The sequence below is a fragment of the Pseudomonas sp. PNPG3 genome (assembly GCF_023093815.1).
Taxonomy (GTDB): Bacteria; Pseudomonadota; Gammaproteobacteria; order Pseudomonadales; family Pseudomonadaceae; genus Aquipseudomonas; species Aquipseudomonas asiatica.
Map to the genome: position 1 here is coordinate 43,045 of NZ_JALLKV010000038.1, position 15,423 is coordinate 58,467.

Annotated in this window: 14 protein-coding genes; 7 read left to right on the plus strand and 7 right to left on the minus strand. The window is 62.3% G+C overall.

What is annotated here, in order from left to right:
* Positions 1-119: 119 nt before the first annotated feature.
* A complete protein-coding gene (locus MJ643_RS21405) occupies positions 120-875 on the minus strand; it encodes a DUF2076 domain-containing protein (protein WP_013974324.1) in 756 nt (251 codons plus the stop codon).
* Positions 876-1,041: 166 nt separating this feature from the next.
* On the opposite strand from MJ643_RS21405, the gene MJ643_RS21410 reads away from it, so the two are divergent.
* Together MJ643_RS21410 and MJ643_RS21415 are read left to right on the plus strand one after the other, a co-directional pair.
* A complete protein-coding gene (locus MJ643_RS21410; protein ID WP_013974325.1) occupies positions 1,042-1,698 on the plus strand; it encodes a YciC family protein in 657 nt (218 codons plus the stop codon).
* An 87-nt stretch (positions 1,699-1,785) separates the two neighbouring features.
* Entirely contained in the window at positions 1,786-2,280 is a 495-nt protein-coding gene (locus tag MJ643_RS21415) for a hypothetical protein (protein WP_044039894.1), read from the plus strand.
* A 151-nt stretch (positions 2,281-2,431) separates the two neighbouring features.
* Here the strand turns inward: MJ643_RS21415 and hrpB are convergent, their stop codons facing one another.
* Positions 2,432-4,960: an ATP-dependent helicase HrpB gene (gene hrpB / locus MJ643_RS21420; RefSeq protein ID WP_024087779.1), complete on the minus strand. Its 2,529-nt coding sequence runs from the start codon at positions 4,958-4,960 to the stop codon at positions 2,432-2,434.
* 116 nt (positions 4,961-5,076) lie between these two features.
* On the opposite strand from hrpB, the gene MJ643_RS21425 reads away from it, so the two are divergent.
* Positions 5,077-5,496 carry a hypothetical protein gene (locus MJ643_RS21425; RefSeq protein ID WP_013974328.1) on the plus strand — a complete coding sequence of 140 codons (420 nt, stop codon included), beginning with the start codon at positions 5,077-5,079 and terminating at the stop codon, positions 5,494-5,496.
* A gap of 36 nt (positions 5,497-5,532) precedes the next feature.
* Positions 5,533-6,405 carry a cation diffusion facilitator family transporter gene (locus tag MJ643_RS21430; RefSeq protein WP_013974329.1) on the plus strand — a complete coding sequence of 291 codons (873 nt, stop codon included), beginning with the start codon at positions 5,533-5,535 and terminating at the stop codon, positions 6,403-6,405.
* A 77-nt stretch (positions 6,406-6,482) separates the two neighbouring features.
* Here MJ643_RS21430 and MJ643_RS21435 read toward each other — a convergent pair whose 3' ends face one another.
* Positions 6,483-7,268: a DUF6515 family protein gene (locus MJ643_RS21435; RefSeq protein WP_024087781.1), complete on the minus strand. Its 786-nt coding sequence runs from the start codon at positions 7,266-7,268 to the stop codon at positions 6,483-6,485.
* Positions 7,269-7,663: 395 nt separating this feature from the next.
* Between MJ643_RS21435 and MJ643_RS21440 the strand changes: the two genes are divergently transcribed.
* Together MJ643_RS21440 and MJ643_RS21445 are read left to right on the plus strand one after the other, a co-directional pair.
* Entirely contained in the window at positions 7,664-8,140 is a 477-nt protein-coding gene (locus MJ643_RS21440) for an Lrp/AsnC family transcriptional regulator (RefSeq protein ID WP_003249795.1), read from the plus strand.
* A 54-nt stretch (positions 8,141-8,194) separates the two neighbouring features.
* A complete protein-coding gene (locus MJ643_RS21445) occupies positions 8,195-8,398 on the plus strand; it encodes a DUF2788 domain-containing protein (RefSeq protein ID WP_013974331.1) in 204 nt (67 codons plus the stop codon).
* A 112-nt stretch (positions 8,399-8,510) separates the two neighbouring features.
* Here the strand turns inward: MJ643_RS21445 and MJ643_RS21450 are convergent, their stop codons facing one another.
* The 3 genes from MJ643_RS21450 to MJ643_RS21460 all read right to left on the minus strand — a co-directional run bounded on the left by MJ643_RS21450 (position 8,511) and on the right by MJ643_RS21460 (position 12,443).
* A complete protein-coding gene (locus MJ643_RS21450; protein WP_013974332.1) occupies positions 8,511-9,143 on the minus strand; it encodes a pseudouridine synthase in 633 nt (210 codons plus the stop codon).
* Positions 9,144-9,149: 6 nt separating this feature from the next.
* A complete protein-coding gene (gene amn, locus MJ643_RS21455; protein ID WP_015271928.1) occupies positions 9,150-10,613 on the minus strand; it encodes an AMP nucleosidase in 1,464 nt (487 codons plus the stop codon).
* A gap of 177 nt (positions 10,614-10,790) precedes the next feature.
* Complete coding sequence (locus MJ643_RS21460; protein WP_013974334.1) at positions 10,791-12,443, minus strand: acyl-CoA dehydrogenase family protein; 1,653 nt, start codon at positions 12,441-12,443, stop codon at positions 10,791-10,793.
* Between the two features lie 254 nt (positions 12,444-12,697).
* Between MJ643_RS21460 and MJ643_RS21465 the strand changes: the two genes are divergently transcribed.
* Entirely contained in the window at positions 12,698-14,104 is a 1,407-nt protein-coding gene (locus MJ643_RS21465) for a PAAR domain-containing protein (RefSeq protein WP_080676071.1), read from the plus strand.
* Positions 14,105-14,695: 591 nt separating this feature from the next.
* Here MJ643_RS21465 and MJ643_RS21470 read toward each other — a convergent pair.
* Positions 14,696-14,956, minus strand: coding sequence for a DUF3077 domain-containing protein (locus MJ643_RS21470; protein WP_003257593.1), 261 nt, complete (start codon positions 14,954-14,956; stop codon positions 14,696-14,698).
* Positions 14,957-15,423 lie beyond the last annotated feature (467 nt).

Consider the following 15,423-nt stretch of genomic DNA (forward strand, 5'->3'; position numbering starts at 1 on the left):
CAGCCCTTTCGCGACACAAGGCCGCTCCTACAGGGGTTCGCGTACCCTTGCAGGAGCGGCCTTGCGTCGCGAAAGGGGCGCAAAGCGCCCCTAAAATTGCCAGCAGTATGCCAGACCTGTCAGACGTACGAATCGTCGTCCGAGAAGAACCCGCCATCATCGCTGCCATAATCGCTGTCGGCATAACCACCCTGGTCGCTGCCCCAACCACTGTTGTCAGCCACCTGCTGCTGCGCCCCCGAGTCGTTCCAGCCTCCGCTGTCGCTGGCAGGCGCCGGCTCTTCCTTGATCACCTCTACCACCTCCTCCGGCTGCGAGTTGTGGTTGAACAGGCTGCTGATGCCCTGCGCCAGCAACACACCACCCGCCACACCGGCCGCAGTCTGCATCGCACCGCCGAGGAAGCTGCTGGCACCACTGCGTGCCGGCGCAGCACCGAAGCCAGGCTGCTGCACTTGCGGCTGGGAAAAGCCCGGCGCCAACGGCTCACGCCAGCCACCGCCAGATGCCACGGGGGCTGCAGCGGGACGCTGCGGTTGCACGGCCGGGGCCGCATTGCGCCCAGACGAACCAAAGATGCTGGACAGGAAACCACCACCGCCATTGCTCGGCGCGCTGCCGGCACGGGCGGCCTCGGCCTGGGCACGGGCCTGCTTCAGTTCGGCTTCCAGTTGCTTGTTCTGCTCGTCGAGGCGCTTGATCGCAGCCTCCTGCACCAGGATCGCCTGGGCCATGTAATAAGGCGCCGCCGGCTGCTGACGCACATGTTCCTCGATGCATGCCTGGGCCTGCGCATCACGTGGCTGGCTCGGGTCTTCGGCTTGCTTGAGGCGGCCGAACAGGCCGTCGATCAGGGTTTGTTCTTCAGTATTCATGGGGCGACCTCGTGGGGTAGCGGACAACGGACAGCGTCAAAGATGGGGCGTACAGGCGTGGGATTCAATCACCGGCGGCGTGAAACTTTTTTCAGCAAGTGACAGCCCCAGGCCTGCTTTGGGCTAAAGTTATGCCCCTGTTTTTACTGCCATGCGATGTAGACCGATGAACCCGCTGAGCGTCCTGCGCGACTCCCTGTACTTCTTCCGCCGCCACCTGCCGAACATCCTCCAGCTGTGCCTGCCGCTGGTGGTGCTGGAAGCCTTGCTCACCCAGCTGCTGTACCGGCAGATGGGCGACCAGGCATCGCCGGCCTACGGCATGCTGATCAGCCTGCTGTTCTACCCGCTGTACAGCGCCGCGCTGATCTTGTACCTCGACACCCGCAGCAACGGCCAGGAAATCGCCAAGCGAGACCTGTTCGCCCGCGCCGTGCAACTGTGGCCGCAGCTGGCCCTGCTGATCCTGATCAGCTCGCTGCTGATCATGGCCGGCCTGGCGCTGTTCATCTTCCCGGGCGTGTGGATCATGATCAACCTGGTGTTCGCCGAGTACCTGCTGGTACTGCGCGGCCTGCCGGTGGTGCAGTCGATGCGCGAGAGCGCACGCATGACCACCGGACACTTCATGCGCATCATGATCTGCGTGCTGGGGGTGCTGGCACCGATCTGGCTGATCGACGGGCTATTGCTGATGGCTTTTCCCGAACCCGCAGCGGGTGCCCAACTGGCCATGGACAGCCTGAGCGGCTTCCTGCAGCTGTTCAGTACCGTGGTGCTGTATCGCCTGTTCATGCTGCTGGAAGGTGAAGCCGGGGCTTGAGGCGTCTGGGAAAATCTTCATTCTGCTCGCACGCCCGACGGTGGCATTAGTGTAAACACACCTTCAATGCCATTAGAGGAAAACGTCATGGAGCAAACAATCAGCACTCAATATGCCGAATCGTTTCGAGGCCGGCTTTTAATGCGCCTCGACGATGGTTATGCCAATACTCGGCTTAGTCGTAGTGGCGACAAAACTGATGATAGTTTCTTTGATTTCTCCCCTGGGGATGATTGGTTAATATTGGGCGGACGCACGCTGCCGCCACTGTTGGAGTTCCGTTATATCTCCAAAACCGAAGATCGCCTGCATTATCACATCCACCTTTGGGGACAACCAGACAAGAAGTTGGGTGTCAGCCGCAATGGCTACCTCGGCTTCTACAAGTATGCCGAAGTCACCGATTACTGGGTGATCGAGCCGCTGCACCTGCTCAATGGATCTCTCATCTGTCATCTGCGAGACCAAAGCGGGCAGAGCGTGGGCGCCATTGACTACAAACGAGACGAGTACCAAGAAACGTTAGCCCCGCTGAATGTCAAGAAAGGTCAGATCGTCACCTTCGACCTGACGAAATATTAATTCATAGGGAGCACATCGATGAAGCGCACATATATTTGGGCTTCTTAGCCTTCACAAATTTTCTTTGGCCGAATCACATGATTCATGAAGACAGCCAGATCTCTAACCCTCTGAACAAGGCAACCGATCTGGCTACCGCTCTGCGTCACATTCAAGTGCCGCGCGGCTTCGCCCGCGCGGTCGCATCGGCCACCAAGGGGTCATCCGGCCAATAGTGCTTGGGATAACGCCCTTTCAAATCCTTCTTAACCTCGGTATACGTCGTGCGCCAGAAGTTGGCCAGATCCTGGGTCACTTGTACCGGCCGCCGTGCCGGTGACAACAAATGCAACTTCACTTGCTGACGGCCTTGGGCAATACGCGGAGTATCGGCAAGGCCGAAGAGTTCCTGCAGACGCACGGCGAGAATCGGTGGGTTTTCACTGTAGTCCAGGCGAATGTTCGAGCCGGAGGGCACCGCCAGATGCGCCGGTGCCCATTCGTCCAGGCGCTGGGGCAATGGCCAAGGCAGCAGATTGCGCAAGATCGAGGACACATCCAGGGCGGCGAAATGGCTCAGCCGCGAGACCTTGCCCAAGTATGGCTGCAGCCAGTCTTCCAGGGTCGCCAGCAGCGCTTCGTCCCCCAGGTCAGGCCATTCGCTTTGCCCCTCTTTGTCCAGATCAAGCTGACGTAACAGCGCCACCCGCGCTTGCCATTGGCGAAGTTCCGGGGTCCAGGTCAACAGGTTCAGGCCCTTGCGCCGCACCAGGCCAAGCAACGCTTTGGCGCGGGCATCGTCATCCAGGTTGGGTAACGGTTCACGACCCAGCACCAGCTCGCCGACCTTGGTCTGGCGTTCGGCACGCAGCACCTGCTCACGCTCGTCCCAATCAAGAATATCGACTCGCTCGACCTGTTCGGCCAGCACGCCCTCGAACAGCGCCGGATCGAACTCGGCGGCCAGATAGATGCGTTCTTCGCGCTGGCCCTGGCGGCTGCCCAGGTCGGCGATCACCACCCACGGGCACTTCATCAGTGCATCGACTTCGGCAAACAGCGCCGCCCGGCCGTTCGCCAGCCGATATTCCGCCCCCCCTTCGCGGCGCTGCTGAGCGACGCGGTCGGGATAGGCCAGCGCCAGCAGCGCGCCCAGCCAGCGCGGGTGATCAGGGTCCACAACCGGCGCGCCTGGTTTGCCACGCAGCAGACCACGGTACTGGCGGGCCAATTGGCGCGCACGCTGCACACCACCGTGGCTGCCACGGGCGGCCCTGCTCTCGCCACTGACCAGCGCCAGCCGGCTGTGCAAGTCGGCGCCACCGCCGCGCTGGATATCCCGCTCGCCCAGCAGCGCAGCCACATCACAGGCCATCTGTGCCAGGCCCAGGGCCTGGCCGCGCAACAGCAAATGCGCAATACGTGGATGCGCGGGCAGCTCGGCCATGGCCAGGCCGTGTTCGCTGAGGTTGTCACGGCTGCCGGGCTTGAAGGCATTGAGCCGTGCCAGCAGGTCCTGGGCCTGGGTGAAGGCAGCAGTGGGGGGCTGGTCGAGCCAGCGCAGCTGCTCGGGCGTAACGCCCCAGCGTGCCAGTTGCAGGGCCAGGCCGGCCAGGTCGGCCTGCAGGATCTCGGCGCTGCCGTGTGCGGCCAGCTGGTCATGCTGGGCCTCGGACCACAGGCGATAGCACACGCCGGGCTCCAGGCGGCCAGCACGGCCAGCGCGCTGAGTGGCACTGGCGCGAGAGATACGTTGGGTGTCCAGACGAGTCATGCCGCTGCCGGGGTCGAAACGCGGTACCCGGGCCAGGCCTGTGTCGATCACCACGCGCACGCCGTCGATGGTCAGGCTGGTCTCGGCAATGTTTGTGGCCAGCACCACCTTGCGCAGGCCCTTGGGCGCCGGGTCGATGGCCGCACGTTGGGCGTCGAGATCGAGCTCGCCATGCAGCGGGCAGAGCAGGACCTCGGGACGCTCGCCCAACGCTTCCTGCAGGCTCTGGTGAACCCGGCGGATCTCGGCCTGACCCGGCAGGAATACCAGCAAACTGCCGGTCTGGTCAGCCAGTGCCTGCAACACGCTGTCCACTACCCGAGGCTCGATGAACTCACCCGCCTGGAAAGGCCGCCCCCAACGGATGTCGACGGGGTGCATGCGGCCTTCGCTGCTTACCACCGGGGCATCATTCAGCAGCCGCGAAAGTCGCTCGCCCTCCAGGGTCGCGGACATCAGCAAAACCTTCAGCGGCGGATCGTCCCGCAGCAATTCCCGGCCATTCAGGCTCAATGCCAAGGCCAGGTCGGCATCAAGGCTGCGCTCGTGAAATTCGTCGAAGATCACCAGCCCCACACCCTCCAGCGCCGGGTCGGCCTGCAGGCGGCGGGTGAGGATGCCTTCGGTCACTACCTCGATGCGGGTTTTCGGCCCGACCTTGCTGTCCAGGCGGATGCGATAGCCAACGGTCTCGCCGACCTTTTCGCCCAGTTCGCTGGCCAGGCGCTCGGCCGCAGCCCGCGCTGCCAGGCGGCGGGGCTCGAGCATTAGAATGCTCTGCCCGGCCAGCCACGGCTCGTTGAGCAGCGCCAGCGGCACGCGGGTGGTCTTGCCCGCACCAGGTGGCGCCTCGAGCACCGCTTCGTCACGGTTATCCAGGGCCTGGCGCAGGGCGGGCAAGACAGCATCGATCGGTAATGAAATCATGGTGGTCCTCGAACAGTCCCGCGAGTATAACGGCGAACCCACCCTGCTCTATCATGGTCTTAGCTTCAGGTGCAGGCGCTTCGCTTGCCCTGCTGGATACCTTTTCGGAGATTTACATGCGCATCCCAACCCGCGTCATTGGTGGCGCCCTCATCGTCACCTTGCTGACCCAACTGACCGCCTGCGGCACCATTCTCTACCCGGAACGGCGCGGCCAGATCGGCGGCAAGATCGACCCAGTGGTTGCCGCAATGGATGCCATCGGCATCCTGTTCTACGTGATCCCGGGGCTGATCGCCTTCGGTATCGACTTTGCCACGGGCGCCATCTATTACTCAGGCGGGCGATCCGCCCAGGTTGACCCGGTCAAGCTGCGTGAAGCCGTGAGCCCCGATGGCAAGGTCGACAACCTGAAGTTGCAGGCCATTCTGGAAAGCGAACTGGGCCAGCGCCTGCCGCTGAACGACCCACGGCTGATCCAGCATCGCGGCAGCATCGAGCAGTTGGCCAGCCTGGGCCTGGTGCCTGCAGCCTGAAGCCTGAAGCCTGAAGCACAAGGACACTACCCACGGATGATGACCACCCCGGCTGAACACCAGCGCCTGTTACGCCTGGCCACGCGCGCATCGCTGGCGGTGGCCAGTATCCTGGTCCTGAGCAAGGCGCTGGCCTGGTGGCTGAGCGGCTCGGTCAGCCTGCTGGCCGGGCTGACCGACTCGGCACTGGATGCCGTTGCCTCGTTCCTCAACCTGCTCGCCGTGCACTATGCCCTGCGCCCGGCCGACGACGACCACCGATTCGGCCATGGCAAGGCCGAAGCCCTGGCCGGTATGGCGCAGGCGCTGTTCATCGGGGTCAGTGCGGTGCTGATCGGTGTGCAGGCGGTTGAACGCCTGCACACCCCGCAACCCTTGGGCGATACCGCCGTCGGTATCGGGGTAATGCTGCTGTCGCTGGTGCTGACCCTTGCGCTGTTGGCACTGCAACACAAGGTCATCCGCCTGACCGGCTCCACGGCGGTGCGGGCCGACTCCCTGCACTACCGCTCGGACCTGCTGCTCAACGGCAGCATCCTGCTGGCCCTGCTGCTGGCACGCTTTGGCTGGCCGCAACTGGATGCGCTCTTCGGCCTGGGCATCGCTGTCTATATCCTTTGGAGCGCGCTGCAGATCGCCCGGGAAAGCACGGCCATCCTGATGGATCAGGAACTGCCCGGCGATGTCGGCGAGGCCATGGCTGCGCTGGTGCTGGCCATTCCCGGGGTCAAAGGCGTGCACGACCTGCGTACACGGGTGTCGGGCAACCAGTGGTTCGTGCAGTTGCATCTGGAGATGCCGGGGCAGTTGCCGCTGCATGAGGCGCATGCCTTGTGCGTGGAGGCCTCGAAGGTGATCCGCCAGCGTTATCCACAGGCGGATGTGATGGTGCATGCGGATCCGGTGTGAATCAGTGAGCGTAACTGTAGGAGCGGGTTTACCCGCGAACACCGGCACAGCCGGTGCCATGCACCGCATGTCTTGCTTTAGTTGATGCTGTAGCCTCGGCCACTGAAGCACGCGCCCAGCGCCCGCCGGTAGTTGTCCGCCACATTGGCCGGCGGCGCATAAGTCGCCGTCGCCGGGTCGAACCCTGACTGGCTCACCGCCCAACGGTGGCACTGGTAACGGTCCTGGTCCTGCTGTTCCTGCCCTTGCCCATACATGGGGTAGGCCACCACATCATACCGACCACTTACAGGTGCGGGCGCGGCTAGCGGCGGATTGACCACCACGTACTCGCGGCTGTCGGCCAGGTACTGGTAATAGGTATCGGCCACCAGGAAGAACAGCGCCCCGCCCAACCAGACTTCCCGCGCATAAGGCGGCAGGTAGTCGACCCGCACGCCGTAGGGCGGGCTCACCACGACATAACGGCCACCATGGGGGCGATACCAGTAACCACCGGAGTAGAAATAGTCATCCCCACGGTAGGGCACTTTCCAGTAGCGGTCCGGGAAATGATCGATGGTGTACCCCGGGCGATAATGCGGCCCCGGCCCCCAGCCATTGCCATGACCATCAGGGCGCCCCTGCCAGTCACCGCCAGGCCGTTGCCCCGGGCCACCGGCTTCCCAGTGGCGGTTGTCGCCATGGCGGCGGGGAATATCCTGGTAATAGCCCTGCCGTGGCGGCTGGGTCTGCTGCACTTCGTCACGCGAATTGAGCGAGCGGCCCGGCGCCCCCTCGCCCGGCCCTTCGGCCATGGCCCCGAGGCTGATGCTCAACCCCAACACACCAACACCTGCCAACTGCCAGATGCGCGACTTCATGCTGTTCCTCTCGGTAGAAAATACGGCAACCACAGCCAGTCTACCGCGCCTGTCACGCACGCCAATTAAATTTCCGGACATGAAAAAAGGGAGGCCGCTGGGCCTCCCTTCAGGAATTGTCGTCCGTGCTCGGCACTTGTGGCGCCGGCTCACCTCACACCGTCTTCTGGAAGGTGTGTAGCCCGGGGGCCTGCAGATCCTGTTGGATGGCTGGCCGCGACCGCCCGCCTAGGGCGCGTCGCCGTGGACTGATGTCCGGGCAGTGATTCTGTGGATAAAGATACCGGACAGGATGCGACAGATGATTGCGAAGATTGCTCAGATAAATAGCACTTGCGCAATTTTTCACCCTGGATTGATAATTCATCGCAATCTGAACAGAAAAGGCATAACCCATGAGCAAACTTGACCGCTACGACCTGAGTATCCTCGCCGAATTGCAGCGCGATGCGCGCATTTCCAACCAGGAACTGGCCGAACGCATCGGCTTGTCGCCTTCGCCATGCTCGCGTCGGGTCAAGCAACTGGAGGACGATGGCTACATCTCGCGCCAGGTAGCCCTGCTCGACCGCAAGAAGCTGGGCCTGAGCCTGACTGCCTATGTGCTGATCGGCATGGACCGCCACACCCCGGAGCGTTTCGAAACCTTCGAGGCGGCCATCCGCAACCTGCCACAGGTGCTTGAATGCAGCCTGGTCACCGGCATGGATGCCGACTACCAGCTGAAGGTGGTGGTGCCCGACATGGACCACTACCAGAAACTGCTGCTAGGCAGCCTGACCCGCATTGAAGGCGTCACCAGCGTGCGTTCGAGCTTCGTGCTGAACCAGGTGCTGGCCAGCACCGAGCTGCCCTTGACCCACCTGCGTTAATTGCCTGCGCCAGCAGGCGTATAATCGGACGCTCAACCCGCCTGGAGAACACCGATGGATCCCGCCGTATTCGAAGAGTGGATGATGATCATCCTGGTCACCGTGCTGATCGGTTTCATGGGTTTCATCGTCTGGGACCTGGCGAAAAAGTCCAAGGCCGGGCGGTTCGGGACGCTGATCCTGTTCTTCGTGCTGGGGCTGGGGGTGTTGGCCTTTATCATCAAGAGCGTGGTGGTGGGGTTTCTCGAAGGGGTGTAGAAAATTCAAGGCCATTCGCGGGCACGCCCGCTCCCACAGGTCTGGCGCTGCACTTGAGGGCTGCACTATACCTGTGGGAGCGGGCGTGCCCGCGAATGGCCCTTGAACTGGACTAAAGCTTGGCGGCCACTTCGCGCCAGCACCCCTGCTCCAACCCATCCAGCGCCCAGTCGCCAATCCGCACCCGCACCAGGCGCAAGGTCGGCAACCCCACCGCAGCCGTCATCCGCCGCACCTGGCGGTTACGCCCTTCGCGAATCACCAGCTCCAGCCAGCTGGTCGGCACGCTCTTGCGAAAACGCACCGGCGGGTTGCGCGGCCACAGCGCCGGCTCGTCCAGGCGCCGCGCCTCGGCCGGCAAGGTCGGCCCATCGTTCAGTTCCACGCCATCGCGCAAGCGCCGCAACTGCTCCTCGCTCGGCTCCCCCTCCACCTGAACCCAATAAGTCTTGGCCAGCTTGTGCTTCGGGTCGGCAATGCGCGCCTGCAGCCCGCCATCGTTGGTCAGCAGCAACAGGCCTTCACTATCGCGGTCCAGCCGCCCGGCCGGGTACACACCGGGGATGTCGATGTAGTCCTTGAGCGTCGCGCGCCCGTCGCCGTCGCTGAACTGGGTCAGCACGTCGAACGGTTTGTTGAACAGGATCAGGCGCGGCTCGGCCGGTGGCGCCTTGGGCTGGCGACGCGGGCCGGTGGCAGGCCGCGCCTGGGGGCGGCGCGGCTTGGAACGGGGTGGCAGTGACATGGATCCTCAGCGGAACGGCGGCTCATCAAAGCTGCGCAGTTTACGCGAGTGCAGCGAGTTGAGCTCGGTGCGCAGCAGGTCGAGGGCGGCAATGCCGATCTTCAGATGCTGGCTGACCGCCCGGTTATAGAAGGCGTTGGCCGAACCCGGCAGTTTGATCTCGCTGTGCAGCGGCTTGTCGGACACACACAGCAAGGTGCCGTACGGCACGCGCAAGCGGTAACCCTGGGCGGCAATCGTACCGCTTTCCATGTCCACCGCCACGGCACGCGAGAGGTTGATCAGCGGCCGCTCCTGGGCCCAGCGCAGCTCCCAGTTGCGGTCGTCGTAGGTCAGCACAGTGCCGGTGCGCAGGCGCTTCTTCAGCTGTTCACCACGCTCGCCGGTGACCTGCGCAGCGGCTTCCTGCAAGGCCAACTGCACCTCAGCCAGGGCCGGAATCGGAATGTTCGGCGGCACTACCCGGTCGAGAATACCGTCACGGCGCATGTAGGCGTGTGCCAGCACATAATCGCCAATAGTCTGCGACTGCCGCAGGCCGCCGCAGTGGCCGATCATCAGCCAGCAGTGCGGGCGCAGCACGGCCAGGTGGTCGGTGATGTTCTTGGCATTGGACGGGCCGACACCGATGTTGACCAGCGTGACGCCGTCGCCGTCGGCGGCGATCAGGTGATAAGCCGGCATCTGGTAACGGTGCCAGACCACGCTGGCCACCAGGGCCTGGGTTTCACCGTGGTCCATGCCCTTTTCGATCACCACATTGCCTGGCAGGACCATGCGCACGAAGCGAGGGTCGTCACGCAATTGGTCGAGGCCGTGGCTGATGAACTGGTCAACATAGCGATGGTAGTTGGTCAGCAGGATCCACGGCTGTACATGGCGCCAGTCGCTGCCGGTGTAGTGCACCAGGCGGCGCAGCGAGAAGTCGACCCGCGCGGCATCGAACAGCGCCAGCGGCAGAGTCTCGGCACTGCCCCAGTCATACAGGCCGTCGGCGATGTTGTCGGTCGCAGCCGACAGGTCGGTGCTGGGGAACACCCGCGCCAGCTGCGCGGCGGTGATGCCGCTGCCGGCCAGTTCGTCGCCCTGGTCGACCACGTAGGGGTAAGGGATGTTCTGTTCACTGACGCCGACCTCTACCGTGACGGTGTAGTCGTGCATCAGCGGGCGCAGTTGCTCCAGCAGGTAGCCACGAAAAGCAGCCGGCTGGGTGATGGTGACGCTGTAGGTACCTGCCACCTGAACCTTGGCGTAGGCCCGCGTGGTGGCGGCGACTTCACCATGGCTGTAATAGGTCAGGCGCAGCGCCGGGTAGCGGAACAGGTCGCGCTCTTCGGCGCCCGGCTCGGTACGGTCCTTCAGGTAACGCTTGAGGGCCTGGCTAAGGGCCCCGGTGGCCTGGTCATGCAGGGCCGCCAGACGGTCGACGGCCTGTTCGGGGGTATCAACGACTACAAAAGCTTGGCTCACACTGTGCTTCCTGTCTGGACATGCATGTGAACCATCTTGCCTGCCTTCTTGGCTAAATACACCCCCATTGATCGGTGTTGCATCCATTCGCGGGCACGCCCGCTCCCACAGGATCTTCACTGCCCTCAAGTACGACGCAGTACCTGTGGGAGCGGGCGGGCCCGCGAAGAAGCCAGCTCAGTTCGCCCAGGCTGGCGTAGCCCTGGCCACCAATGCCTCCACATCCACACCCCGCGGCAACGCCCCGTACACGCGCCCGCCCCCCGTCAAGCGGCTGTCGATAAACGCATCACTGACCACCGCATTGCCCGCCTCCAGCAGCAGCTTGGCCTGCAGCGCCAGGGCAATATCCTCGGTCAGCTGCCGCGCGCGGTACTGCATGTCGCCAGTGTCGGCAAACGCCCCCTTGAGGTTGCCGATGTGCGCCGCCAGGCGCGGGTCCCCGTGCCCATCGCCCAGCTCGGCGAACAGCGCATCGAGCACGCCCGGCTCCTTGGACAAGGCCCGCAGTACGTCCAGGCATTGCACATTGCCCGAACCTTCCCAGGTCGAGTTGACCGGCGCTTCGCGGTACAGCCGTGGCAGGATGCTGTCTTCCACATAACCCGCCCCGCCCAGGCACTCGGCGGCCTCGTTGATCATGGCCGGCGCGCGCTTGCAGATCCAGTACTTGCCCACCGCCGTGACCAGCCGGGCGAAATGCGCCTGCTGCGGGTCTTCCAGCTGCTCCAGCGCCTGCCCCATGCGCAGGCTCAGGGCCAGCGCGGCCTCGCTTTCCAACGCCAGGTCGGCCAGCACGTTCTGCATCAACGGCTGCTCGCTCAGCAGCCGCCCGCCGACCTTGCGGTGCGCGCAATGGTGGGTCGCCTGGGTCAGCGCCTGGCGCATCAAGGCGCTGGAGCCGACCATGCAGTCGAAGCGGGTCATGGCCACCATTTCGATGATGGTCGGCACGCCCCGCCCTTCTTCCCCGACCATCCACGCCAGGGCACCGCGGAACTCCACCTCGCTGGAGGCGTTGGAACTGTTGCCCAGCTTGTTCTTCAGGCGCTGGATATAGAACTGGTTACGGCTGTCATCCGGACGGTGACGCGGCAGCAGGAAGCAGCTCAGGCCTTTTTCGGTCTGGGCCAGGGTCAGGAAGGCATCGCACATCGGCGCCGAGCAGAACCACTTGTGGCCGATCAGCTCGTAGGGCTGCCCCGGGCCCGCGGCGCCGACCGGATAAGCCCGGGTGGTGTTGGCGCGTACATCGGTGCCACCCTGCTTCTCGGTCATGGCCATGCCCAGGGTGACACCGGCCTTGTGACGGTCGCCGACGTTACGCGGGTCGTACTCGCAGGCGAGGATTTTCGGCAGCCAGTATTCGGCCAGTTCGGGTTGCAGCCGCAGCGCTGGCACGGCGGCGAAGGTCATGGTCAGCGGGCAGCCGGTACCGGCCTCGGCCTGGCTGTGCAGGTAGGTCATCGAAGCCCGCGCCACATGGGCGCCTGCGCGGGGTTCGGCCCATGGCAGCGACGGCAGGCCGTGCTCGACGGCGGTGCGCATCAGCTCGTGGTAGGCGGGGTGGAATTCGACCAGGTCGATGCGATGGCCGTAGCGGTCGTGGCTGCTGAACTCCGGCTTGTGCGCATTGGCCAGGAAGCCCGCCTGCATCAGCGGGCCACCGGCCAGGGCACCGTAGGCATCGATCCGCGATTCGGCCCAACCCGCACCGAAACGCCGCGACCATTCCTGTAGCGGCAGGTCGAGGCGGTAAAGGTTGGCTCCGTCGAGGGGCGGTGGCTGGTTGGTGACTTCGTGGGTTTCAGCGTACTGGTGCAGGTTCATCGAGGGCTCCTGGATCCGGGTAGCTTGAGAGCCCCAGTGAAGCACTCCCCGCGGGTCAGTCAAAGTGACATTAATGACTAAACATGTGGTGGGGGGCGCATGTCAGCCCTAACCCGATTCCCGCACCGTCATCAAAAAGCGCTGTAGTCCAAATCCCTATCCATTGTAGGACCCTTCCTAAAACCTCCCCTACCTGAAAATACCCGCCTACAGGCTGCTAGGTTCCTGGCTCCCACTTTAAAAAGAGGCGAGCCATGAGCATGCGCATGAACATCTTCGGCCGAGGCCAGGGCCTGGACGGGGACGAAACCACCACTGGCGCCATCTGCATTGCCGGCCAGGCCAGGGGCCGTGTACACGGCAGCGAATGGCCGCTCAAAGGCGACAAGACCACCCCCTGCCCTCTCTGCGGCCAAGAAGGCACCCTCATCGAAGGCGAGTCCCGCTGGCAGCAGGACGGCATACCTACAGCTTTGGATGGAGCGCTGGTGCAATGCGGGTGCCCATTGGGCAGCAATCGCCTGATTGCGCGTGGGCATTCAGCTCCAGCGCCGCGCAGGGCGCCTGTACCTGAGGCCGTTCATGAGGCACCGCCACAGGCTCAAGCGAGTAATCAGGTAAGAAACAGCTATCAACTTGGGGCATTCCAGCCCTCGACCGCTGCGCAAGGCATGGAACCTGGCTTCTACATCGTTCCGCGTTGCATGACGTACCAGGAAGTCTTAGCAGAGCTCGGCGCGCCGCAGGCCAATTTGCCGAGTTCGATTCTGGAGAGACTGAACCCGACGTATGAACGTGGGTTCAAGGCAGGTGAGATCTTTGTCATTGGTGACGGTTTGCGGCGGCCGATGTGCACGCGTGAAGAACTGACTGCAATGAGTGCGGCGAAACAGGCGCGGGAAGCGTTGGCAGAACTGACGCCGGAGGAAGCCGAATTCATGATGCGCCATCAGGCCGAGATCGCCGGGCTGCTCAGCGATGTGAGTCTGACGATGGGTGTGAGCGAGGCGATGATTGGCAAGTCGCTGGATGAGCTCAACGACATACTGCGAAAAATTGAAGACTTGCATAAAGATCAATTCATTAAGCATGGACATCTTAGACACCCGGAGTTCTTTGCGGAACGTCAAAAACTGTTCAAGCAATTAAGTACAAACCTGAAAGCGACTCTCCTGAACAAGCGCCTCAATCTAGGAAATTATGAAAGCTTGCGCCGGGACTTAGGAATATCGTCAAGAAGCTTGGTGCACCACTGGAGTAAAGCGGGGGGAGCGACACACATCCCTGGTTACTCGACACATTTGGACAAGCTGGCCAAGATGGCAAAATATTTAAAAAACGGAGGACGTATTGGCATTGCTATTGGTGGAGGCGGATCTGCTCTGAAAATTTCAGAGGTGTGCAAAGAGGGCAATACAAATGCTTGTAAAAAAGTAAGCGTTACTGAGGCCGGCAATTTCTCCGGTGGCTTAGCTGGTGGCTGGTTGGCAGGAAAATTTGCGGGCAAAATCTCTGCAAAGGTTTGCTGGAGAGTTGGGCCCTACGCCGTGGCATGCGGAATAGTCATCACTGGCGGAGGCGCTTTGGCCGGCAGCATCGGCGGTATGGAAGCGGGTGAGGAGTTCGGCGAATTAGTCTTCGAGGTCTTTGGAGATGATTGATCATCTTGACGTCAAACTAAGGCTATTCCTGTTAGCCACTCCTATCTGCCTCGCCTTAATCGGGCTTGCATCTGATCTTCACATTGCATGCTCTCGCCAGTATAAAGAAATGACCTCAGCACTCCAACGGAGCGCGTGCCTCCCATTTGCGACCGGCATGTGGGGAGAGAAAAGAATAGGTTCCAGAATTCTAGTTATTTCTGTAATCGCGGGTGCCATTGGATCCCCCGCCTCAAGCATTCGGAGCGGACTATTGGATGAGAAAGACCACTTACAATTCCCTAGGCATTTAAGAAGAAAAATACTTATTGCATCCTCGCTAAACACCATTGGTGTTGCCTGGGTAGCGACATATTTCCTAATGAAACTGATTAAATGAGAGCTCCCGTATCTGCTGAATGCCCATCGCCGCTCTTTTAGGCTTTTTGTCGGCTTACGCACCATTAATGCAGTAACCCGCGATGCCTGGTCTTGCCTGAGGACACACCGCGGGGGACCCGCTTCCACGGAGATAGCGCATCTTTCAGTCTATGCACAACTCCTGTGGGAGCGGGTTCACCCGCGAAAGGGCCGGTACAGCTAGTACAAGAATCAGCGCATCAAGCCCAGCTCGGCATCATCCAGCAGCGCCTTGGCCATTGCTGCGAAGTAGTGCGAAGCCCACATCATTTGCTGGTCGCCATCCATCAAACCGGTCAGCGACAAGTCCCGCGCATAGCCCATCAGCTCCGAGGCCTGCTCACGGGCGCTGCGACAGGGGATGCCCTCGGCAATGCGGAATAGTGGATGGGTTTGGCCTTCGCCTTGGTAGAAGTAGGTAACGCCAGGGGTGGTTTTGGTTTCGTCGTTCATGAGTTCGGCACCATGGAGATATATGCCACCCATCCGTTTCCACACATAGGGGTGACAGCTGCACACGGGGTGGAAAACCAGGCATGGTGCGAACCCGGTAGGCCCAAAGGCCTCCCGCGTACAGCTGTCGTAACGACACGCACCATAGGTCTTGCCAGGTTTCCACACCCGATCGCTGAACCGTCAGCGACTGGAAAAGCCTAGAGCGCGGGATTTGCAGGAACAATCAGACGCGTGTCGACAGAGGTTGTAGGGTATTTCGCAGGGGATGGAGTTGCCAGTGCTGAAGCGTAGGAAGAGTCTGGCGTTGTTGTAGGAGTGCAGGTGCGGTCAGGGCATGTCTTGGGGGCCGCTTGCGGCCCTTCGCGGGCATGCCCGCTCCCACAGGGATCGCGCATTGCTCGAACTCAGCGGAGGGTGTCAGAAATTTTGTGTTCGGGCATAACATGAGTAAGAGGTGCATGTAT